Source organism: Exiguobacterium sp. EA-TM-5 (assembly GCF_053878415.1).
Map to the genome: position 1 here is coordinate 1,763,493 of NZ_CM132670.1, position 20,667 is coordinate 1,784,159.

At 43.7% G+C, this 20,667-nt stretch carries 22 protein-coding genes; 18 read left to right on the top strand and 4 right to left on the bottom strand.

Features of this window, described 5'->3' with window-relative positions:
- The first annotated feature begins 1 nt into the window (after position 1).
- Positions 2-316: a cell division regulator GpsB gene (gpsB, locus tag ACV3PA_RS09015; protein ID WP_053453705.1), complete on the top strand. Its 315-nt coding sequence runs from the start codon at positions 2-4 to the stop codon at positions 314-316.
- A 132-nt stretch (positions 317-448) separates the two neighbouring features.
- Positions 449-1,003 carry a nuclease-related domain-containing protein gene (locus ACV3PA_RS09020; RefSeq protein WP_053453704.1) on the top strand — a complete coding sequence of 185 codons (555 nt, stop codon included), beginning with the start codon at positions 449-451 and terminating at the stop codon, positions 1,001-1,003.
- 54 nt (positions 1,004-1,057) lie between these two features.
- Here the strand turns inward: ACV3PA_RS09020 and ACV3PA_RS09025 are convergent, their stop codons facing one another.
- Positions 1,058-1,375: a hypothetical protein gene (locus tag ACV3PA_RS09025; protein WP_053453703.1), complete on the bottom strand. Its 318-nt coding sequence runs from the start codon at positions 1,373-1,375 to the stop codon at positions 1,058-1,060.
- A gap of 33 nt (positions 1,376-1,408) precedes the next feature.
- Positions 1,409-2,983, bottom strand: coding sequence for an FAD-dependent monooxygenase (locus tag ACV3PA_RS09030; protein WP_456124473.1), 1,575 nt, complete (start codon positions 2,981-2,983; stop codon positions 1,409-1,411).
- A gap of 79 nt (positions 2,984-3,062) precedes the next feature.
- Between ACV3PA_RS09030 and yvfG the strand changes: the two genes are divergently transcribed.
- From yvfG to ACV3PA_RS09085, 11 genes are all read left to right on the top strand, one after another.
- On the top strand, positions 3,063-3,293 hold the full coding sequence (yvfG, locus tag ACV3PA_RS09035) for a protein YvfG (RefSeq protein WP_231496844.1): 231 nt from the start codon (positions 3,063-3,065) through the stop codon (positions 3,291-3,293).
- A complete protein-coding gene (locus tag ACV3PA_RS09040) occupies positions 3,290-3,901 on the top strand; it encodes an NUDIX hydrolase (RefSeq protein ID WP_053453701.1) in 612 nt (203 codons plus the stop codon). Before yvfG ends, ACV3PA_RS09040 begins: the two co-directional genes overlap by 4 nt.
- Positions 3,902-3,961: 60 nt before the next feature.
- Positions 3,962-4,171 (top strand): hypothetical protein, encoded by a 210-nt coding sequence (locus tag ACV3PA_RS09045; RefSeq protein WP_053453700.1) that lies wholly within the window; start codon positions 3,962-3,964, stop codon positions 4,169-4,171.
- Between the two features lie 350 nt (positions 4,172-4,521).
- Positions 4,522-5,145 carry a 3D domain-containing protein gene (locus tag ACV3PA_RS09050; protein ID WP_456124474.1) on the top strand — a complete coding sequence of 208 codons (624 nt, stop codon included), beginning with the start codon at positions 4,522-4,524 and terminating at the stop codon, positions 5,143-5,145.
- Positions 5,146-5,322: 177 nt separating this feature from the next.
- Entirely contained in the window at positions 5,323-6,054 is a 732-nt protein-coding gene (locus tag ACV3PA_RS09055) for an ABC transporter ATP-binding protein (RefSeq protein WP_456124475.1), read from the top strand.
- Positions 6,051-7,568 carry an ABC transporter permease/substrate-binding protein gene (locus tag ACV3PA_RS09060; RefSeq protein WP_456124476.1) on the top strand — a complete coding sequence of 506 codons (1,518 nt, stop codon included), beginning with the start codon at positions 6,051-6,053 and terminating at the stop codon, positions 7,566-7,568. The genes ACV3PA_RS09055 and ACV3PA_RS09060 overlap by 4 nt, the downstream gene beginning before the upstream one ends.
- Positions 7,565-8,437: a diacylglycerol/lipid kinase family protein gene (locus ACV3PA_RS09065; protein WP_456124477.1), complete on the top strand. Its 873-nt coding sequence runs from the start codon at positions 7,565-7,567 to the stop codon at positions 8,435-8,437. The genes ACV3PA_RS09060 and ACV3PA_RS09065 overlap by 4 nt, the downstream gene beginning before the upstream one ends.
- A 171-nt stretch (positions 8,438-8,608) precedes the next feature.
- Positions 8,609-9,952, top strand: a complete 1,344-nt coding sequence (locus ACV3PA_RS09070; RefSeq protein WP_053453695.1) for a sodium-dependent transporter — start codon at positions 8,609-8,611, stop codon at positions 9,950-9,952.
- Positions 9,953-10,208: 256 nt separating this feature from the next.
- A complete protein-coding gene (locus ACV3PA_RS09075; protein ID WP_456124478.1) occupies positions 10,209-10,952 on the top strand; it encodes a 5-bromo-4-chloroindolyl phosphate hydrolysis family protein in 744 nt (247 codons plus the stop codon).
- Complete coding sequence (locus tag ACV3PA_RS09080; protein WP_456124479.1) at positions 10,939-12,147, top strand: toxic anion resistance protein; 1,209 nt, start codon at positions 10,939-10,941, stop codon at positions 12,145-12,147. The genes ACV3PA_RS09075 and ACV3PA_RS09080 overlap by 14 nt, the downstream gene beginning before the upstream one ends.
- 49 nt (positions 12,148-12,196) lie before the next feature.
- Positions 12,197-12,763, top strand: a complete 567-nt coding sequence (locus ACV3PA_RS09085; protein ID WP_053453692.1) for a deoxycytidylate deaminase — start codon at positions 12,197-12,199, stop codon at positions 12,761-12,763.
- Between the two features lie 272 nt (positions 12,764-13,035).
- On the opposite strand, the gene ACV3PA_RS09090 is transcribed toward ACV3PA_RS09085, so the two are convergent.
- Positions 13,036-13,521 carry a hypothetical protein gene (locus ACV3PA_RS09090; RefSeq protein ID WP_053453690.1) on the bottom strand — a complete coding sequence of 162 codons (486 nt, stop codon included), beginning with the start codon at positions 13,519-13,521 and terminating at the stop codon, positions 13,036-13,038.
- Between the two features lie 142 nt (positions 13,522-13,663).
- On the opposite strand from ACV3PA_RS09090, the gene ACV3PA_RS09095 reads away from it, so the two are divergent.
- The 3 genes from ACV3PA_RS09095 to ACV3PA_RS09105 are packed head-to-tail and all read left to right on the top strand — an operon-like array spanning position 13,664 to position 16,219.
- A complete protein-coding gene (locus ACV3PA_RS09095; protein ID WP_053453689.1) occupies positions 13,664-14,854 on the top strand; it encodes an HD domain-containing protein in 1,191 nt (396 codons plus the stop codon).
- Positions 14,855-14,865: 11 nt separating this feature from the next.
- Entirely contained in the window at positions 14,866-15,825 is a 960-nt protein-coding gene (locus ACV3PA_RS09100; RefSeq protein WP_053453688.1) for a CobW family GTP-binding protein, read from the top strand.
- Positions 15,818-16,219 carry a reverse transcriptase-like protein gene (locus tag ACV3PA_RS09105; RefSeq protein WP_053453687.1) on the top strand — a complete coding sequence of 134 codons (402 nt, stop codon included), beginning with the start codon at positions 15,818-15,820 and terminating at the stop codon, positions 16,217-16,219. The genes ACV3PA_RS09100 and ACV3PA_RS09105 overlap by 8 nt, the downstream gene beginning before the upstream one ends.
- Before the next feature lie 23 nt (positions 16,220-16,242).
- Here ACV3PA_RS09105 and ACV3PA_RS09110 read toward each other — a convergent pair whose 3' ends face one another.
- Positions 16,243-17,547 carry a hemolysin family protein gene (locus tag ACV3PA_RS09110; RefSeq protein WP_456124480.1) on the bottom strand — a complete coding sequence of 435 codons (1,305 nt, stop codon included), beginning with the start codon at positions 17,545-17,547 and terminating at the stop codon, positions 16,243-16,245.
- Positions 17,548-17,665: 118 nt separating this feature from the next.
- Here ACV3PA_RS09110 and fumC point away from each other — a divergent pair, with 118 nt between their 5' ends.
- Positions 17,666-19,060, top strand: coding sequence for a class II fumarate hydratase (gene fumC / locus ACV3PA_RS09115; protein ID WP_456124481.1), 1,395 nt, complete (start codon positions 17,666-17,668; stop codon positions 19,058-19,060).
- 81 nt (positions 19,061-19,141) lie between these two features.
- Positions 19,142-20,659, top strand: a complete 1,518-nt coding sequence (locus ACV3PA_RS09120; protein WP_053453684.1) for a GGDEF domain-containing protein — start codon at positions 19,142-19,144, stop codon at positions 20,657-20,659.
- The last annotated feature ends 8 nt before the right edge of the window (positions 20,660-20,667 follow it).

Below are 20,667 nucleotides of genomic sequence, written 5' to 3' on the forward strand. Positions count from 1 at the left end.
GATGTATAAGCCATTGTTGACAGCGGACGATATTTATAAAAAAGAATTCAAGACCGGCCTCCGTGGCTACGTCATCGAGGATGTCGATGGATACTTGGATCAAATCATTAAAGATTATGAAGGATTCGAACGTGAAATCGAACGTCTGAAGAAAGAGAATGAGTCGTTGAAACAAGCGCCTGTTCAACCGGAAAAACGGGAGGAACGTCGCGTCGAACAATCGGAGCCGCAAGTTTCTAGTTCATCCAACTATGACATGTTGCGTCGCATCTCAAATCTCGAGAAGGCGGTCTTCGGACGACCGCACCAAGACTAATGAATCAAAAAGATATTTCTGCCAATTGGTCAGGAATATCTTTTTTGATTGCCTTCTTTTTGAAAGAATCATCATCTGAAGGAAAACGGTGTTAAGATAACTAATAATACATACTACAAAGGATGATGAATCATGTTACAAGTCATGACAGCTTCGGTTCCGGAACCACCACGTCGCCGTTTCTTTGGAAATAAACAAGTGAATACGACGACGTACGAAACAGATGCGCTTTGTAATGAAATCCGTCATGTGTGTCGTTTTGATTGGATGTTATTTGAACGCATTCGCCTTTCGGACACGATTACCATCCCTTTTGCTCTAATTGGACCGAAAGGACTATTTCTCTTGTTGCAAAACGATGCTGCTATAGAATGGATGACAGAGGAATCGTGCCACGTGATGGATCCTGTTCATGGAAAGAGATTGTTTACACCTCATCCAATTGATCAATCGAAGCGAATCGTTCAAGCTGTTCGTAAAGCGTTGAAGGAGCAAGGGGTGACCATTCCGATTCATGCTATGACCCTTTTCCCGAAGGCACCACAGATGCGGACGGAACGCATTAAATTTCCGACAGGACATACGTTCAAAGATGTACGAGCATTCATCGTCTCAAAGAAATCTTCACCTGTTCAAGAACAAGAACGAAAACAAGTTGCATTTTATCTCGCCCAGCACCAAGAATAAGAAAAGGCAGTGAAGCGTTCGCTTCACTGCCTTTTTGGTGATATCTTGATCAATTTAACGTCTCGGTCGTGTCGCAAGAATTTCCTCAGCTTGTGTTAGATCTTCTTTTAAGACATAGACCGCAACGCGATCGTCCAAGTCTTTGCTGAAACGTCGGAACAAAAACGAAGTCTTAATACCACGCTCAACGCGAATGTCTAGTTCAGCTGCCTCTAGTCGAGCAGCATCCTTCAATAAATCTTCCCCTTTTTCACCAAAAGCCTCTCCAAGAAGCGACCAGCGAAGATTTTCCTTTGTTCGTCTACTGACGATGACAAGAAACGCGACAATGAGAAGAATGATTAAAACCGTTCGAATCAGTTGTATATCCATATAGATGTTCACCTCATCTACTATCATACCGAGTTATCGCGCATAAAGTAAACGTTCAACATACCGAGCGAATGATTTACTTTTTAAACCTTGTTGGCGATAAGCAATATAACCGTCGGGGCGAATCAAGTATAATCCGGACTGTTTGATACCGAAGCGTCGTGCGAGTTCACCGCCTTGATCGACGACACCATCTTCTTTTAAGGATTGATGAATTGGCACTGTTTCAAAGAGATCCGGATACGTATAATCTAATTCCTTAAATGGTTCAAGAAGATCATCTGTAGCATTCTTCGGTAAGAACAATAGTAATAAGAAATTTCGGTCAGCGCGACGCAACAAGAGTTCATTCTTTTTCGTTCGCGGATGAACGACTTCACTATAAGGCATTGGTTCACCTGGTTTTGGCGTCAATGGACTGAAGCGTCCTTGTGTGACGAATGTTGAACTCGCTGGGTAGTGACTGTTGAGCTGAGCGATTCGATTCGTTACGAAATGATGCAGTGGTGCGATTTTGAGACTATTTCGAATGACTTTCTCTTGCAACGGTAACAAAAAGGGAATGTTGATTTGCAAGAGTTCCGTCGCAAGATTCGTTGACCTTAAGATCCCTTGTGCCGCTTCTCGCCGTTCGACGCTATAGGAGTCGAGTAACGGAAAGCTCGCCTTGAACTGGTGGACGCACCAAAGTTTCCATGCAAGATTCATCGCATCGGCAATACCAGTATTCATCCCTTGACCACCGACGGGAGAATTGATGTGAGCCGCATCCCCAATCAGATAGATGCGATGATGTCCGAACTTCTCAATGATCCGATTATGAACGCGGAACATCGAGTACCAATGGACTTTTTTGAGCTTAAACGGAACTTTAGCTCGATTTTTCAAAAAATCATCAATCGCATTATGATCCGTCGGAACAGGTCCGCTCGTTAGATTGCCGGTGATGCGAAATAGATTCGATTGAAGAGGAAACGACTCGATGACGCCATGATCAGAGAAGAAAATGTGTACTTCTTCGGAAGAAAGTGGCCAATCGACCTCGATATCTGCCAGTGCCCAAGATTCTTTAAATGACTTACCGCTAAATGGAAGTCCGAGTTCCCGACGGACGAAACTATTTGCACCATCAGCTCCGATAATAAAAGAGGCATCAACTGTCTCCGTTTCTCCTTTATGTTGTAAGGAAGCGGTGACAAACGTTGGGAATTGAGCGAATCCCGTTAATTCCGTCTCTCGTTCAACGCTATGCCCGTAAGCGGCGAGTTGTGCTTCGAGAATCCGTTCCGTCTCACTTTGGGGCAAGAGCGTAACAAACGGAAAAGGTGTATTTAAATCAGTAAAATCAAGTTTTGCCTGCCATGCGCCATTAACATAGAGGTTTCCCTGATTGATTTTAATCGCATTTTCCATTAAGTCTTCTGCCACACCAAGTCTTGCGAACAATTCAAGGGAACGTGCTTGAATGCCGATGGCTTTGGAGACGACAGATGGTCCACTTGCACGTTCAACGATGCGGAAGGATAATCCATAGCGCGAGAGTGCGAGTGCGAGTGTTAAACCGGTTGGTCCGGCACCAATAATGAGGACATCTAATTTTTTATTCACGGATAACCCCCCTTAATTTACATCTTAGCCAAAACTCGTTACCATTAAACTATTGATGACACGCTCGACGTGTGAAAGGATGAAACTTGTGAACGAACAACTTTTTACGACAGAACGATTGATTGCGAATTTTAAGGAATATATACGTCAGAACGAGGCGCATCTGACCAAGCGCAATGCTTTAAACGCCTATTACAAGACGGTAGCAGGATCAATCTTATCAGATCGGATCGCTAAAAATGCGGATTTAATCGTTCGTATGCGCCATCTTGAAGAAGCGTACCATCATGTTGCACAAGAAGGGCGATGAAACAGGTGAACTTAGCCGATATCCGAAAGCAGTATGTAGATTCTGAAGAACGTTTACCTCGTCATGCGGCAGCCGTACTCGTTCCGTTGGTCGAACAGGATGGCGAAGTCTATTTGTTATTTCAAGTACGCGCCAAGACACTGCGTTCACAGCCAGGTGAAATCGCGTTTCCAGGCGGGCGAATCGATGATGGCGAATCACCAAAAGCAGCAGCTATCCGTGAGACGGTCGAAGAATTGAATGTCAAAGCTTCAGAAGTTGAACTGATTGGAACGTTAGAGCCGCTTGTGACACCAAATCGGTCAATCATTTATCCGTATCTCGGTATCCTTCATGCGACGGATTTTAAGCCTTCTCCAGCAGAAGTCGATCATGTGTTTCTCGTATCATTAAAAGAGTTGATGACTTCAAAACCAATCAAAGGGGATATGGAGTGGCGAATCCGACCAGGAAAAGAGGTCCCAACAGAACGAATGGCGAATCGTGAAGCCTACTTGGATCGCACGTATACGGTCACGGAGCATTTTTATGAGCATGGGGACTATCTGATTTGGGGACTAACTGCTAAAATCTTGCGCCAGTTCTTGGCTCAATTAACGCGTGACTAGCTTTTTCGGTCGTTATTTTATATGATTAACTGTAATTGAACGTGTCAGGAGATGAGTCAGATGGAAGAAACAGAAGAGTTATTCGATTATATCGTTGGCGATATGGTAAAAACAAAAGATGGCTGGGTTGCGGAAGTGACAGCTGTATTGACAAATACAGTCGTTGGTGACCTATCTCATACGAAAAACTTTGAGTCACTCGGTTTGGAGTTTGAAAAACAAGTGTTATTAAAGTCAGAAATTGAACTGTTAGAACGTAAAACAAAATAATGTATGAGAGCACACCAGTTCATACGGTGTGCTTTTTTCATGTTCATCCAGATAAGTGAATAATAATGAACTGCTACTTTAGACGAGTGAAGAGAAAATTGGACAAAATAACTGAAAACATCGAAAAGATACATTTATTACAGAAGAGTAACAAAGAGTAAATCGTAACAGAACGGTTACAAAACATAAAAACGTTGCTACACAACGGATGAGAGCGTTTTTTGTAAGCGTGTAACCGTTTCGTTACTTTTTGACAGATATATTTCAATTCATGGTGTTCGCTTTTCAAACCGTTTGTCACCGTGATACGTTGTGCGGGTCGTAAAACGGCAAGAAAGGTTGGCATCAACATGAAACGAACATCATTCCTATTATCCCTTTGTTTAGCGGGATTCATATTTATTCTTTTGCCACATCATGAAGCATCAGCAGCACAAATCGGTATTGGTACGGAGAAGACGATCGTACAAAATCCGTTAGAAATGAAACGTCAAGCTGCACAAAAGAAGCTGGAACAAGCAGAAGCACGAAAACAGGCACGCTTACAAGCAGAACAGAAAGAAAAAGCCGGGCAGAAAGTAAAAATAGATGCTAAAAAGAAAGCGCAACAGGCAAAGAAACAAAGTCGTTCGCAAACAAAGTCCAATCGTTCAGCGAAACGTACGGAAACATTTGAGACGACAGCATATACGACAAATCCAGAAAACAATGGAAGTCGCCTGTATAACGGTCGTGCATTAACGGCATCGGGTTATGACGTCACGAATACGATTACATACGAAGGACGTCGGATTGTAGCAGTCGATCCATCGGTCGTGCCCCTTGGAACTAAGGTACACGTTGAAGGGTTCGGGGATGCGATTGCCCTCGATACAGGTGGTGCGATTCGTGGAAAAATCATGGATCTTCTAGTTGGATCAAAACAAGAGGCGTTAGAATGGGGTCGCCGCCATGTAACGGTGACATTCGAATAATAGAATCATACAGTCAGACGGTGGATCGATTCTACCGTCTTTTTTTGTTTTTCTAAACTGATTTGCATGAATGTAAAATGAGAAAAACAGGATAAGAAGTGGACGGAATAGGTTTTAGAATGCTCGAGAAAGGGGAATTTTACAAAGATAATAAACAGGGGAAACGAGGGATGATACGTGATTGAATTTAAGGATGTCGGCAAAACGTATGCAGACGGAACAAAGGCAGTACAACACGTCAACTTCACAGTTGAACAAGGCGAGATTTTTTGCTTGATTGGTCCTTCAGGTTGCGGTAAAACAACGACAATGAAAATGGTTAATCGGTTGATTGATCATACGGAGGGGCAAATTTGGATTGACGGTGAACCGATCATGTCAATTAATGAACATGAACTCCGGCGTCGAATTGGATACGTTTTGCAACAGATTGCCCTATTTCCACACATGACGATTGAAGAAAATGTCAGCGTCGTACCCGAATTATTGAAATGGGACAAACAAAAAGTGACGCGTCGGGTCGAGGAACTATTCAGACTGACAGGGTTGAGCACATCACTTAAGAAAAAATATCCAAGTGAACTATCTGGGGGACAACAACAACGTGTCGGCGTCATGCGCGCACTCGCAGCAGAACAGGACGTCATCTTGATGGATGAACCATTTTCTGCACTTGATCCCATTTCACGGGAACAATTGCAGAATGATTTGTTGCATCTAAACGAAGAGCTTGGAAAAACCATTTTGTTCGTCACGCACGATATGAACGAAGCATTAAAACTGGGCAGTCGCATTTGTCTAATGAATGCTGGAGAGATTGCTTTCATTGGTACGAAAGAAGAAGTACTAGCCAGCAACGATCCATTCGTTCAAGAGTTCATGCGTCAAGTCAGGGGGAGTGTCGAATGAATGGATTGATCGAAACATATCAGGACCGAAAGACGGAATTGCTTCAAGCACTAATTGAGCATATTCAGTTATCCGTTATATCTCTGCTGATCGCATGTGTCATCGCTATTCCACTGGGGATTTACTTATCACGCAACAAACCTCTGAGTGAGTGGTCGATTGGTGTAACCTCTGTCATCCAGACGATTCCATCACTCGCCCTACTCGGTCTGATGATACCACTTGTCGGAATCGGTACAGTTCCGTCCATTATTGCACTTGTCCTATATTCTTTATTACCAATCGTTCGTAATACCTACACGGGTCTTGCCGAAGTCGACCCTTCGATCAAGGAAGCAGCACGAGCTTGTGGGATGACCCCGATGCAAAGTCTTTGGAAAGTCGAACTCCCGTTAGCTTTGCCTGTCATGATGGCGGGCATTCGAACAGCCATGGTATTGATCATTGGTACGGCAACAATTGCTGCCTTGATTGGTGCTGGGGGCTTAGGATCGATCATTCTTCTAGGAATCGATCGAAATGATAACTATCTACTGTTGCTGGGTGCGATTCCAGCAGCACTCCTCGCGCTATTATTTGATGGATTGTTACGTCAAACGGAAGTAGCGACCCGGAAACGGCAAACAGCACGCCTCGTGACGGCAGTCGTCTTGATGGTCGCAATCGTCGCAGCACCATTCGCGTTCGGACGTAGTGAACGACCGGATCTCGTTGTGGCCGGTAAACTTGGTGTAGAACCGGAAATTTTAATGAATATGTATAAGATTGTCATTGAAGATGAAACTGATTTAACCGTTCAAGTCAAACCAAACTTCGGTAAGACGACGTTTGTTTACAAGGCACTTGAGTCAGGAGACATCGATGCATACCCAGAGTTTACAGGAACTGTACTCGCTAGTTTGACGAACGAAAAACCGAAATCAAACGATGCAAAAGAAGTTTATGAACAAGCTAAAGCAGGACTAGAGAAACAACAATTGGCGCTTTTACCGCCAATGAACTATAACAATACGTATGCAGTGGCTGTTCCACGAAAATTAGCAGAACGATATGATTTGAAATCGATTTCTGACTTGAAGCAGGTCGCTAATCAGTTGACGGCTGGATTTACACTAGAGTTCAAAGATCGTCAAGATGGCTATAAAGGAATTCAAGATAAATATGATGTCAATTTCAAGAAAGTCGTCACGATGGAACCGAAATTACGCTATAAAGCAATCGAGTCGGGGGAAATTGATGTCATTGATGCCTACTCGACGGATCCTGAAATCGCTAAATACGATATGGTCGTTTTAAAGGACGATCAACAATTATTCCCGCCATACGAAGGAGCTCCCCTTCTGCGTCAAGAAACGATCGATGAGTATCCAGAAGTAGAACAAGCACTCGAGCAATTATCGGGTAAAATCTCTGATGAAGAAATGTCGAAGATGAATGAAGCTGTCGCATACGGTGGGAAGACGGCGAATGAAGTCGCTCGCGATTATCTGAAGAAAGAAGGCATCATCCAATGAAATTATTACTGATCAGTAATCCGACAGCCGGAACAAATGGTACGGGGTTACTCGGAGAAGTTATCGAACCGTTAAGTACGTTATTCGACGAGATTGTTATTAAAAATACGAGGCAAGCAGGAGATGCGATGCAATTTGCGGAAGAGTCATCCGCGTTTGATGCTGTTGTCGTTATCGGTGGAGATGGAACAGTTTTTGAGACGATTAACGGTGTCGCAAAACTAGACGATCGTCCGATTCTTGGTATCATTCCTGGAGGAACGTGTAACGATTTTGCGCGAACACTTGGCTTACCGATGGCTCCACGGCTTGCTGCAGAAGCGATTGCGATGCAACATGTCGTTCAAGTCGATCTCGGACAAGTCGAAGATAGCTATTTCTTGAACTTCCTTGGTGTTGGTCTTGTCGCAGAAGCATCGATAGGCATTGATACAGAAGAAAAAGCACGTCTTGGTAAGATGGGGTATTATTTATCGACTATCCGATCGAGTTTAGAAGCAAAACCATTCGAATATGAATTGATCTTAGATGAAGGTCGTCATATGACTGGCCAAGCGGTACTGATTCTTGCGGCAAATGGAGAATCACTTGGCGGAATTGAAACGAATTTATCAGATGGAGCGTATAATGACGGGAAGCTTGATTTAGTCATCGTTGATGAAGTAAATCTAACGACGATTCGCGATGTCATCCTTCAAAAAATTGGTCTTGCTAATGATCCGTCCTTTACGCACATTTTGACAAGCGGTTTTCAGTTAAAGACGAAAAATGCAAAAGTAATTGATACAGATGGTGAAAAAGCGATTCATACACCAATTACTGTTAAAGTGCTACCGGAATACCTTCGAATGTACGGAGGCATACAATAATAAAATATGAATGAAGAGAAGGTCGTTGTAAAAAATGATCTTCTTTTTATATGTTTTATTACATATATGCGGTTATGCTTTGACGCTTTAAAGAAAATATCCGATAAAGGATGACTTTCACAGATTCTTTCTGTACAATGAAAAAGTATTTTGAAAAGGAGGTGGAGCACCATGAAAGGAAACGCATGGGCTTCAAAAGTTGGATTTATTTTAGCAGCAGCGGGATCCGCCATTGGTCTGGGGGCCATCTGGAAATTTCCGTACACGACTGGGACAAACGGAGGCGGCGCCTTTTTACTCTTGTTCCTCGTGTTTACCTTACTACTTGGACTGCCTGTCTTGATTGCCGAATTTTTAATCGGTCGAACGAGCGGGAAAACGGCGCTTCGAGCATTCTCGGCGCTTGGTCATAAGAAATTCACGTTTATTGGTGTCCTTGGTGTCATCGCATGTTTCTTGTTGCTCTCTTTCTACAGCGTAATCGGTGGATGGGTCTTGATTTACACGATCCTTGGCTTTACTGGTCGCTTAACAACGATGGACAGTGGTGCGCTTGGTGAACTGTTTGGTACGATTTCAGCCTCGCCGATGTATGTCATTTCAGGACAATTGATTTTCCTCGCATTGACATGTTGGATCGTATTACGTGGGGTTCAATCTGGTATTGAAAAAATGAGTAAAATCATGATGCCCTTATTATTCGTTTGTTTCATTGTTCTCGTTGTCCGCTCTTTGACACTCGATGGGGCAATGGAAGGTGTTAAATTCTTCATACAGCCTGATTTCTCGGTCTTGAATCGAACATCAGTGCTTAGTGCGCTCGGTCAAGCATTCTTCTCACTATCGCTCGGTGTTTCAGCGATGCTAACGTATGCTTCCTATATGAAAGAACGTGGAGAGATCAATCGTTCTGCAGCTTGGATCGTTACAATGAACGTTGCTGTCTCGTTACTTGCAGGATTTGCGATTTTCCCAGCTGTTTTTGCTTCAGGTCTTGATCCAGCAGAAGGACCGGCGTTACTCTTTATCGTCTTACCAACCGTCTTCAGTCAAATTCAGTTTGGCTCGGTCTTCTTGACGTTGTTCTTCCTTTTATTCGCTTTCGCTTCGATTACTTCATCGATTGCGATGCTTGAAGTCGTTGTTGCTTCCTTAACGGATCGTAAAGAAAACGCGACGATGCGTGATAAAAAGCGGACAACATGGCTTGCAACGCTAGCTATCGCCATTGTCGGCATTCCGTCTGCACTCTCATTCGGAATCTTAGGTGATACTCAATTCATGGGAAAAACGTTCTTTGACAGCGTCGATTTCCTTGTCTCGAATATTTTGATGCCAATCGGTGCATTATTAATTTCTATTTTTGCCGGTTATAAGTTAGACCGTGCACTTGTCGAGCAAGAATTGGTGACTAGTCCAATGATGAAGAAAATGGTCCCAATCTGGCGAGTTAGTGTCTGTTACTTGAGTCCAATCGCGATTCTCATTATTCTTGTTTGGCCATTGTTTGGATAACAAATGTATTCTTCTCCATAAGGTAGTCGACCAATACAGTCGACTACCTTATTTGTTATGAAGTAATACAAAGAAGGAAAGAACGAATAGTTCATTCTTCGGTCGGATGTCATTCCTAAAAAAGTATGGTGAAATATAAATACATGAGGCATAACATTTCGCAAAAACGGGAAACTTTTTGTTAGACCGTACGTAATGTTAAAATAAAGACACGTAAACCTGATAGAAGAATCAGCAAGAAGGAAGAGGGGATGACATGAAGTCTTCATGGTGGATATTTGGTTCCATCGGTATGATGTTCGTATTTCTACAATTAGCCGATACGTTCAACTTCTCGGGAATCTTCATCGCTCTTGGTTTGTGGTTCATTTGGAGCGGTTACCGGACAAAACCAGGTCGACGATATCGGACAGAACGGAAGTCGACTGAAATCAAGCGAAAAAATGTGAAAAAGAAATTACTTCTTGACGATGAAGAGGAGTTCGTCGGAAGTGTCATTTTAAAACCAGAACGGGCGACGCGCCGATTTGAAGAGACGGATGATTTGGAGCTTCAAGTATTACAACGGACGATCGAAGAAGGTTTTGTGAAAATCCAGACGTACGATCAAATCGTTCCATCCATTCGAGATAGTGAAATTAGAAGTGAGATGCGAATCGTTTCGCGTGAAGCGCATGTGCTGTTCGAGGAGTTGTATGAGAGTCCACGCGATGTCAAAAAAGTTCGTGACTTCTTTACATTCTACCTAGATTCCTTATTGTCGATTTCAGAAAAATATGCCGATTTGGAACGCCGTGGTGCACAAGTTCAATTGGATACAAAAAATCAATTGATTTCGAACTTGAAAATGATTGGTCAAAAGTTGAAACAGCAACAAACCTTATTGCTTGAAGGAGATACCGTTGATTTAGAACGGGAACTTTTGACAATTGAAAAGGTGCTTACGCAAGAGAATGAACAACGAAAACAGGAGGAGAGTTACCGACATGACCCATTCTGATAAAGATACGTGGCAACAATGGCCTGATGAGCAAGACCAACCGACGATTTCTGATCCGTCGGTCGATCTGAATGTAGCAGAGGCACCACCGAAAATGCCGGTGCAACCTGTAGAAGAGATGATTCCTTCAGATGTTCCGTCAGAACAACGACAAAAGATTGAACGTCTACTGCAGGTGATTGATCTTCAAAAAACGGATGCCGTCATGCAATTTGGCGCGCCTGTCCAACGTGAGTTATCCCAATTTTCCGATCAAGTCTTAAGTGAAGTGAAGATGAAGGATGGTGGCGATGCGGGGAAATTGTTAAGTGATTTAATGCAACGTGTCCGCCAAATGGACCCAGATACACTCCAAGAAAAAAAGAGTTTCTGGTCGAACGTACCGGTCATTGGTCGGGCGAAGAAAAAAGCGGAGACGTACTTCTTACAATACGAGAAAATGAGTGCGTATCTGGAAGAAGTCGTACACAATCTAGATCGTTCGAAGTTCGGATTGATGAAGGACATCACATTACTTGATCAAATGTACCAAAAGAATAAGCGTTATTTCGAAGAATTGAACGTTTATATTGCTGCTGGGGAAACAAAAATTGCTCACGTTCGTCAACATGAGATCGAACCTTTACGAACGGAAGTTGAAGTATCGCGGGATCAGACAAAATTACAAGAATTGAATGACTTGATTCAATTAACCGATCGTTTTGAAAAGAAAATCCATGACCTAAAATTGTCACGCACGATCAGTCTTCAAATGGCGCCGCAAATTCGAGTCATTCAGCAAAATAATCAAATTTTAGCAGAAAAGATCGAATCAGCGGTCGTCAATACGATTCCACTGTGGAAGAACCAAGTGGTCCTATCCTTAAGCTTGTCACGTCAAAAGGCAGCTCTTGAAATGCAAAAGGATGTCACCAATACAACGAATCAATTACTTGAGCAAAATTCGAAGTTGCTAAAGGAATCGTCTATCGAGATTGCTGAAGAAAACGAAAAAGGCATCGTATCTGTTGAGTCATTAAAGGTTGCACATCAAAACTTGATCGAGACACTTGATGAGACATTACGTATCCAACAAGAAGGAAAACAGAAGCGTCGTGACGCAGAGCATGAACTTGAGCGAATGGAGAACGAATTGAAACAAAAAGTCATCGAAGTCGCTTCAAAAAGTAGAGAACTACCGAATCGACCATACTAAGGAACACGAGTTTTCGTGTTCCTTTCCTTCATGAAAGGAAGGATTAGGAATGAAAAGCGAAGAGAAGCAGTTGAAGTGGGATACGACGTGGTTATTATTTGCACGGATGATGGCAGATCGTCATTCTAAATGTGCATCCAAGTCTGTTGCTTGTGTCATCGTCAAAGATGAGAAACCGATTTCGATTGGGATAAACGGAACACCCAGTCAACATGTGAATTGTAATGAAATCTACTTAAAGCAAGATGGTATTCTCTATACATCACGACCTGATCACCCGATTAGTGAAGAGTCGATGGAACGAGATGGTGTTCAGTTTTATCGTTGTGAAAATCAAGAGGAACATCATGAATGGTCGAAACAGCATGAAATTCATGCCGAAATCAATGCACTCGGCAAACTAGCAGCCGACTCGACGAGTGCGCGACATGCGACAGCTTACGTCACACATAGTCCATGTCACGCGTGCAGTTTAGCGCTGATTGCCTCGAAAATCGATCGTGTCGTCTATTCAACAGGATATGAATATGGGGACGGATTGAACCTGATGCGTCAAAGTGGAATCGAAGTCATCCACTTGCCAATCGCAAACGAATATTTTCTTGAAAAAATTTAACGAAAAAGGGTTGTAAACGCTTCCATTGCATTGTATGATGAAATCAAGCATTGCCATGGTAATTATTCACTCTTCCATTCGGACTGATTTTCAATCGAAAATCGGTCCACTTTTTTTTTAGAAAAGAATTGACAGCGCTTGAATAGTTTGTCATGATGACTATAGAATATGACGAAGCGGAACGCCGCATTTTCATACAAAACCAATCAAGGAGCTGGAATGCCAGGTCGTTGAATAAAAAATCCTGACTCATGCGAGTCAGGATTTTTTTGTTATGGATGTACAAGTGTCGCTTCCTTAAGACGCTTAGCACGGATTGCACATTTTGTGGCGACCGCGCCTGCGAGAATCGTCAAGAACCGTTGACAGAGAATGTCTGGTTGCGACTGATGTAAAAACAATTGATGCAAAACTCGATTAAAAGCAGCATCAAGAGAAGACAAATGCCGTTTAATGGCAGTCGGCGACATATCTTGAATCTCTTCTGCCTGATAGCCCGCATCACTTTGAAACGCAGAGAGGATGAGTAATTCTGTTTGTACATCAGCCAGCGTTAGTCCTTGCTCTTGCACAAGGTGACAAGCTTCACGTAATTCATGGATCAACAATTGCTCGAGTGCATATGACGTTTGCATTTGATACGGATCGTACAATTGAACAGCTTGCCGAATTTGATCGCGTGTCACGATTTCTGTTGCATCCCATTGATCGAGTGTGGCGACAGCTTCACTGTATAAATGAGTAAGTGGTCGAATCATCTTTTCTCCTCCTTTAGGCAATAAAGTAGACTTCCAATTTCATCATAATTCATTTAGAAAACGCTTACAATATCTGTTTAATAGTAGTCGTGATGAAATCGTGTCTGCTATGATATGAATGAAGAAAAAGGAGTGAGACGATGTGATTCAATTATTTAAGGCACTTCCAGAAGTGACAATGCCTCCTTATGAAAATGATGCTTTTTCTATCCACCATTCGGATCAACCGATTGGGCTTTCGATGGATACACTTGCACCCGGTGAACGAGTTGAAGAGGTCTTACTTGTTGCCTCTGGTGAAATCCGTACTGGTCAAACTGGGCGAGAATGGTTACAATTCACGTTCAACTCACCAGCAGGATCTTGCAAGGGAAAACAATGGATCAATCAAGGAACAGCAGAAGAAGCACTCCGTCCGTATCTCGAGACACGAATCGTTCGAGTCGAGGCGAAGGTAGAGGAATATCCACCGCAATCGGGCAATAAATCGTTGACGGTTCAGCGCGTCACACCAATCCACGATGCATCACCGACACAGTTCTTGCCCCAGTTACCGGCAGATGAGTCGCTTGAAACATACCGCGATCAATTGCTTGGATTAGTCGGTCAGCTTGATTCTCCTTATCAAGAGATTGCGCTTTCGATATTGCGGCAGTACTGGACGGACTTCTCAACACGACCGGCTGCTCTTTTTCATCACCATGCCTATATTGGTGGACTACTCAAACATACAGCTTGTATGATGACGATCGGTCGAGGTATTTGCGACAGTGAACAACCCTACTTGACGCTTCTCAAATGTATCCAAGAAGCAGAAGCTGATCATAAAAATGAACTATTCCAAGCGGGCGAACGTGAGATACGCCAATTTTCTTGGGATGACAGTTTTGATGCGCTCTATCAAGCTGCAAAAGGTATTGCCCTGTTAGACCAACGTCCAAACCCAAATGAATTATTACTCGGTATTTTACTGCATGACATCGGAAAACTATGGGAGTATACACATGCAGGGGCTTCGGAAGATCGTTTTTCAAGACTATTGCAGGTGACGGAAGAAGAAGAAGAAGTGGCAGGCATTGCACTTGATCCAGATGGTGTATTGATCGGCCATATGCCATACGGATGCTTCGTGCTCGAGCAAACGCTTCGACTAGAAGATATTCGATTAACGCGTGCGGTCTATCATCGTCTCATGCATATGGTATTATCACATCATGGTAAACGCGAGTGGGGATCAAGTGTTACACCACAAACGACAGACGCTTGGTATCTCCATGCGATTGATCTGCTCGATGCACGAAAAGAAAAATGGCGTCAGCAACAAGGACGCTAAGGAGTGAAATCATGCAAGACAAAATACGTACGACCGTCATCACTGGTTTTTTAGGTGCCGGTAAAACCACGTTACTCAATCATCTCGTCTCTCAACCAACTGAAAAGTTTGCCTTACTCGTTAACGAAGTAGGTTCCGTTCATATTGATGAAGCGTTGATCGAGCGTAGTGATGAAGAGATGATTGAACTGACGAATGGTTGCATTTGTTGTTCGATTCGAGGCGATTTACGGGATGCTTTACTTCGGATTGCCAAACGCCGTCGAGATGGCGAACTATCGTTTGATCGCTTATTGATTGAGACGACAGGTGTTGCTGATCCAGGACCGATTCTGCAGACATTCTATTTTGAACCAGCCGTTGAACAGTTTTATCAAATTTCAAGTGTCGTTACGGTCATTGATGCGTACCATTTGGAACGTCAATTGAGGTTCCAGGAAAACGTGAAACAAATCGGATTTGCAGATGTCCTTCTTTTGAACAAAATCGATTTAGTCAATGCGTCGGATCGCGAAACATTGATTGCTTTGCTACGCGAACGCAATCCTTCAGCAGCTATTATCGAGACGGAACTAGGACAAGTTGAATCTAGTCAATTGTTTGAAACGTTCCACTTTCCAAAAGAAGAACAAGTACGGCTCAGTCAGCAAACGGATCAGCTCCATCAGTCAGTCGAAGATTTCACGGCACTGACGATTGTCGAAGAACGACCGTTGAATCGAAATCGATTTGGGATGGTCCTGCGTGAAGTTTTAGAAGCGTATGCAGAAGATCTCTATCGGTATAAAGGGATCATCCATTTTTCAGATACGGAACGAAAAGTTATTCTTCAAGGAACGGGAATGATTTACGGAACAGCCATCCGAGAACCGTTCAGCGAACAACCAAAGACGACGCTCGTCTTCATTGGTAAAGGACTGGATGAACAGGCGATACGAAAAGGAATCGAGGCGGCAATTGAACATGGTTGAACTTTATTTTGACGGCACGGTCCGTCCCTCAAACGACGAAGCGGCGGTGGGGCTCTTTAGTAAAAATTCCGAGGGCGAAGTCACGGAGAAAATGTATCAAATCCAAGCAATCAATAATCATGAAGCAGAATTCATCGCTTTTGCAAAAGCAGTTGAGTGGGCACATGAACTCATCACACAAGGAGAAAGCGTCATCTCGTTTCGGACCGATTCAGAAGCGGTTGCACTTGCAGTCGAACGCGAATTCGTCAAGAACAAACGAACACAGACGATCTTTGATCCTGCCTTTGAGCGCTATCAACTTTTACCGCTTGCATTCGTGAAGTGGATTCCGCGATCCGAGAATAAGGCAGATCGTGTAGCACGCGAGGCGTTACGCTTGTATGAAGTCTAATGCACACTGAAACACCCCTATCATCACGGTAGGGGTGTTTGTTCATGTTCAATTCGTTCAATAAGGATTTGATCGACGCGACGTCCATCTAAGTCAACAACTTCAAATCGATACGGACCAATCTCGACAGTGCTACCGCGAGAAGGTACATCGCCTAGCGTATACAAAATTAAGCCGGCAACCGTATGATAAGCATTCAACTGTTCACCTGGTAGATCCTCTGTATAACCAAGCGTTCGCTTTAAATCATCGATATGCAATAATCCATCCGCAAGAAAGGATCCATCCTTACGCATGACGAGTTCCGGTTCTTCTTCGACGCTCGAAATCTCACCGACGAATGCTTCGAGGATGTCGAATAAAGTGATCATACCGAGAAAACCACCGTACTCATCTAAAACGAAAGCAATCGATACCGTCTCTTTTCGCATCCGCTCAAGCAAAACCGTTGCTTTCAATTGACGCGGCACGATGAGTGGGGATTGAATCAGTCGTTCAAGTTCTTGAACAGGTTGTTCCGTCGATAGGACTTCTTTCGCATCGATGAAGCCGACGAAGTGATCCAAGTCGCTATGACCAACAGGTAAGTTACGATGTCGCGCTTCCTTTAGTTCGCGTAAAATCGTATCAGGATCATCGGCTAAATCAATCCATTCGGTAACCGTCCGTGGCTCCATCAGTTCGTAAGCGTATAAATCATGGAAATCAAAGACACGAGAGACTTGCTCGGCTTCCGAGCGATTAAACGTGCCTTCTTGAGTACCACGGATCAGTAATTGGCGGACTTCATCTTCTGTTTCGTCCTCCGTTTGCAATCGATCGAGACCAATCAAGCGGAAGATCGAGCTGGTTGATTTACTGAGGACCCAGATGAATGGCCGGAGAATGATTGAGAAAAAGCGCATCGGTGGGGCAAGCCACATCGTTACTCGTTCAGGACTGACGAGCGCAATCCGTTTTGGAACAAGTTCACCAATGACGAGGGATATATAAGTGATGACCGTCACAACAAGAATATAACCAATCGTACTAGCGTAAGGGGCAATCCAACCAAATTGGGCGAGCCAATTGATGACCGGACCTGAGAGAGCAGCACCACCAAAGGCACCGTTAATGATTCCGATCAATGTGATGCCGACTTGTACAGCCGATAGCAGATCAGTTGGTCGATCGAGTAGTTCTAACGCAACATGGGCTGACTTTTTACCATCATTCGCTGCTTTTTCTAATTTTGACCGTTTTGAAGACAGCAAAGCGAGTTCGGTCATCGCAAACACTCCGTTTGCTAGAATTAATAGTAAGACAATCATTAAATTGATCAACCACATGAAATCTTCACTCCTTTTTTCGATAATAAACTATTCCCCAAAACTGTCTCTCTCATTCCCATTCTATCTGCTTTTGCGGTAAACTATAGGAGAAGTAATCAAAAGGGGGAATTTGTTTATGGAATACCGTCTAGAACGTGACACGATGGGGGAAATTCGTGTACCGGAAGCGCAAGAATGGGGCGCTCAAACACAACGTAGTTTGGAAAACTTTAAAATCGGAACCGAAAAAATGCCGATTGAAGTCATTCGTGCCTTCGCAGTCCTGAAAAAGGGAGCAGCACTCGCGAATCGTGACTTAGGCGTACTCGAGGCGGAAAAGGCTGGTGTCATTGCTGAAGTTTGTGACGAAATCATCGCGGGGAAATTTGATGATGAGTTTCCACTTGTCGTTTGGCAAACAGGTTCAGGAACACAATCTAATATGAACGTCAATGAAGTGATCGCTCGGGTCGCGACACGAAAACTAAAAGAACAAGGTAGTGAAACGACGATCCATCCGAATGATGACGTTAACAAATCACAAAGTTCAAACGATACATATCCGACAGCGATGCATTTAGCAGCGAAGACGGTATTACTGGAATCATTGTTCCCAGCGATCGATGCGCTTCACGCGACACTGGATGAAAAAACAAAGGCCTTTGCTGATATTGTCAAGATTGGACGGACGCATTTACAAGATGCAACTCCAATTACACTCGGTCAAGAAATCAGTGGATGGGTACGGATGCTTGAGCTCTCAAAGCAGATGGTCGAACGGACGCTTGATCCCTTAACGGAACTCGCAATCGGTGGTACAGCAGTTGGAACTGGCATCAATGCTCATCCCGAGTTTGGTGATTTGGCAGCGAAAAAGATGAGCGAAGAAACTGGCTTTGCGTTTACGAGTGCGGAAAATAAATTCCACGCCTTAACGAGCCACGATCAACTCGTCTTTACGCACGGTGCCGTCAAAGCACTAGCAATGGATGCGATGAAGATTGCGAATGACGTTCGTTGGCTTGCGTCAGGTCCGCGAGCGGGAATTGGTGAGATCACGATTCCAGAAAACGAACCAGGTAGTTCAATCATGCCAGGGAAAGTCAACCCGACTCAAAGTGAAGCGTTGACAATGGTGGCAGCACAAGTTCTTGGTAATGATGCAACGATTGGTTTCGCTGCGAGCCAAGGAAACTTTGAACTAAACGTCTTCAAACCGGTAATTATGTATAACTTCATTCAGTCTGTTCGTTTACTGACAGATGCCTTGCATTCCTTTAATGACCATTGTGCGATCGGAATTGAGCCAGAGCAATCGGTCATCGCTGAGAACGTCGAACGTTCGCTTATGCTCGTGACAGCACTCAATCCGCACATCGGATATGAGAATGCAGCGAAAATTGCGAAAGCAGCGCATAAGTCGGGCTCTACATTAAAAGAGGCGGCACTTGCTACAGGTCTTTTAACAGAAGAACAATATGATCAATGGATCGTACCAGCAGATATGGTCCGTCCAAATCTAAAAGCGTGAGTTGAAAAAGCGGGGGAATGCCCTCGCTTTCTCTTTATCCGAGGAATGTTCTTCGGATGTATAGAAAGAGAGGGGATTTTCATGGAACGGGGTCGAAAGCGGACAGAAAAACAACTTCAACAAACCATTATCATGGTGGAGACGTTACTTCGGATGTCAACCGTACCGCGGACAGAATTACTAGCATTAGCAAGCTGGATGGAAGGACTCGGTAGAGACGAACTCTTCAAAGGACTTGCCGATCAAGTGAGTCGAGAAAAAGTTACTTGGGAGCAAATGAATGCGGTCATTTCGCAGCCGGTCGTCAAAGAATTACTACAACCCATCGTCGATCAGTTATCGGAACGCTCACGTGCGAATCGAATTCGGAAGGAATTAGTCGTCACCGTGACGAAACGATTCCTTGAGAATATCAAATGGAAAAAGTCGCTCGAACAGGCACGCTATATGTCACGGTTTTTCAGTTCGATCGAAGACACCTTATCGATTTCTCATGATATTGCGATGGATGCTGTCATTATCGACCATGCATGTATCGTGGATTCGTTAGAACTGTTCCAAAAGTTCATCAAGCAAATGGAATCTGCATTCGTTCCAGTCATCATCGTCGGTCCGAATCGGTCGGAAATTCGTCAGATCAGTTATGAGATGGGGGCAGATGACTACTGGGACGAAACAGTGACGAACGAAGAACGACATGTTCGCTTGGCAAGACTTTTACGAAAACTGCGAATTGTATCGTCGACGATCTTAGTGGATGAGTTGACGGGTGCTTATAACCGGAAATACCTTCAAAATGCTTTTGACCGTCGCCTAGCACGTCTAGAGCGTGAACAGCGGACATTTGGGCTAGCGATTTTTGACATCGATCATTTTAAGCGTATCAATGATTTACATGGACATCCGACGGGGGATGTGGTCCTTTCAGAACTAGCTACCGTCGTTCAACAAGCTGCTCGACTGGATGACGAATTCATTCGTTTTGGTGGTGAGGAGTTCATCTTGTTGTTTTCAGCAGAAACATTATCTCAAGCCGTTGCGAGTATGAATAAAATACGCGAGCGTGTCGAGCGCCATATCTTTGCGAATGGATTAAAAGTGACTGTTTCGATTGGTCTATCCTTTTCTTTTGATGTTCATACATCACTTGCTCAGTCAACTGCAGAGGCAGATGAAGCTTTATATCAAGCGAAACGTAACGGACGTAATCAGGTGATTTCCTATTCTACTGCAATATCTATCGAAAAATCATCGGTTTATATTCGAGTGGAGGAGAGGCTACTCAAACAGTTACATACACTTGATATGCCAAATCATCCGAAATACCACATTGAAGTGATTCCGTTAGCTGATCAACGGAAGACACCATTACAATTAGTGATTCTTTCGCTCGCTGAGTTAGCAACAGAGAACTTTTGTCGTTTAGAAGAGTGGAAACAGCAACGTGAGTCGATCATTGACGTTTTAGTCGTTACGGATCAAGAAGACGATTGTCTAGCAGATGCATTATCTCGCGGTGCTACAGACTATATTATGACTGCTAACTTAGAGTCCGATATGGAGGAATGGATTGTAGAATGGATCATGCAAATTCCGTAAAAAACCAG

What these genes read in the sequence shown, in the direction of transcription:
- gpsB (WP_053453705.1), top strand. Translation starts at nt 2, where the DNA reads ATGTATAAGCCATTGTTGACAGCGGACGATATTTATAAAAAAGAATTC.
- ACV3PA_RS09020 (WP_053453704.1), top strand. Translation starts at nt 449, where the DNA reads ATGTTACAAGTCATGACAGCTTCGGTTCCGGAACCACCACGTCGCCGT.
- ACV3PA_RS09025 (WP_053453703.1), bottom strand. Translation starts at nt 1,375, where the DNA reads ATGGATATACAACTGATTCGAACGGTTTTAATCATTCTTCTCATTGTC.
- yvfG (WP_231496844.1), top strand. Translation starts at nt 3,063, where the DNA reads ATGAAACTTGTGAACGAACAACTTTTTACGACAGAACGATTGATTGCG.
- ACV3PA_RS09040 (WP_053453701.1), top strand. Translation starts at nt 3,290, where the DNA reads ATGAAACAGGTGAACTTAGCCGATATCCGAAAGCAGTATGTAGATTCT.
- ACV3PA_RS09045 (WP_053453700.1), top strand. Translation starts at nt 3,962, where the DNA reads ATGGAAGAAACAGAAGAGTTATTCGATTATATCGTTGGCGATATGGTA.
- ACV3PA_RS09050 (WP_456124474.1), top strand. Translation starts at nt 4,522, where the DNA reads ATGAAACGAACATCATTCCTATTATCCCTTTGTTTAGCGGGATTCATA.
- ACV3PA_RS09060 (WP_456124476.1), top strand. Translation starts at nt 6,051, where the DNA reads ATGAATGGATTGATCGAAACATATCAGGACCGAAAGACGGAATTGCTT.
- ACV3PA_RS09065 (WP_456124477.1), top strand. Translation starts at nt 7,565, where the DNA reads ATGAAATTATTACTGATCAGTAATCCGACAGCCGGAACAAATGGTACG.
- ACV3PA_RS09070 (WP_053453695.1), top strand. Translation starts at nt 8,609, where the DNA reads ATGAAAGGAAACGCATGGGCTTCAAAAGTTGGATTTATTTTAGCAGCA.
- ACV3PA_RS09075 (WP_456124478.1), top strand. Translation starts at nt 10,209, where the DNA reads ATGAAGTCTTCATGGTGGATATTTGGTTCCATCGGTATGATGTTCGTA.
- ACV3PA_RS09080 (WP_456124479.1), top strand. Translation starts at nt 10,939, where the DNA reads ATGACCCATTCTGATAAAGATACGTGGCAACAATGGCCTGATGAGCAA.
- ACV3PA_RS09085 (WP_053453692.1), top strand. Translation starts at nt 12,197, where the DNA reads ATGAAAAGCGAAGAGAAGCAGTTGAAGTGGGATACGACGTGGTTATTA.
- ACV3PA_RS09090 (WP_053453690.1), bottom strand. Translation starts at nt 13,521, where the DNA reads ATGATTCGACCACTTACTCATTTATACAGTGAAGCTGTCGCCACACTC.
- ACV3PA_RS09100 (WP_053453688.1), top strand. Translation starts at nt 14,866, where the DNA reads ATGCAAGACAAAATACGTACGACCGTCATCACTGGTTTTTTAGGTGCC.
- ACV3PA_RS09105 (WP_053453687.1), top strand. Translation starts at nt 15,818, where the DNA reads ATGGTTGAACTTTATTTTGACGGCACGGTCCGTCCCTCAAACGACGAA.
- ACV3PA_RS09110 (WP_456124480.1), bottom strand. Translation starts at nt 17,547, where the DNA reads ATGTGGTTGATCAATTTAATGATTGTCTTACTATTAATTCTAGCAAAC.
- fumC (WP_456124481.1), top strand. Translation starts at nt 17,666, where the DNA reads ATGGAATACCGTCTAGAACGTGACACGATGGGGGAAATTCGTGTACCG.
- ACV3PA_RS09120 (WP_053453684.1), top strand. Translation starts at nt 19,142, where the DNA reads ATGGAACGGGGTCGAAAGCGGACAGAAAAACAACTTCAACAAACCATT.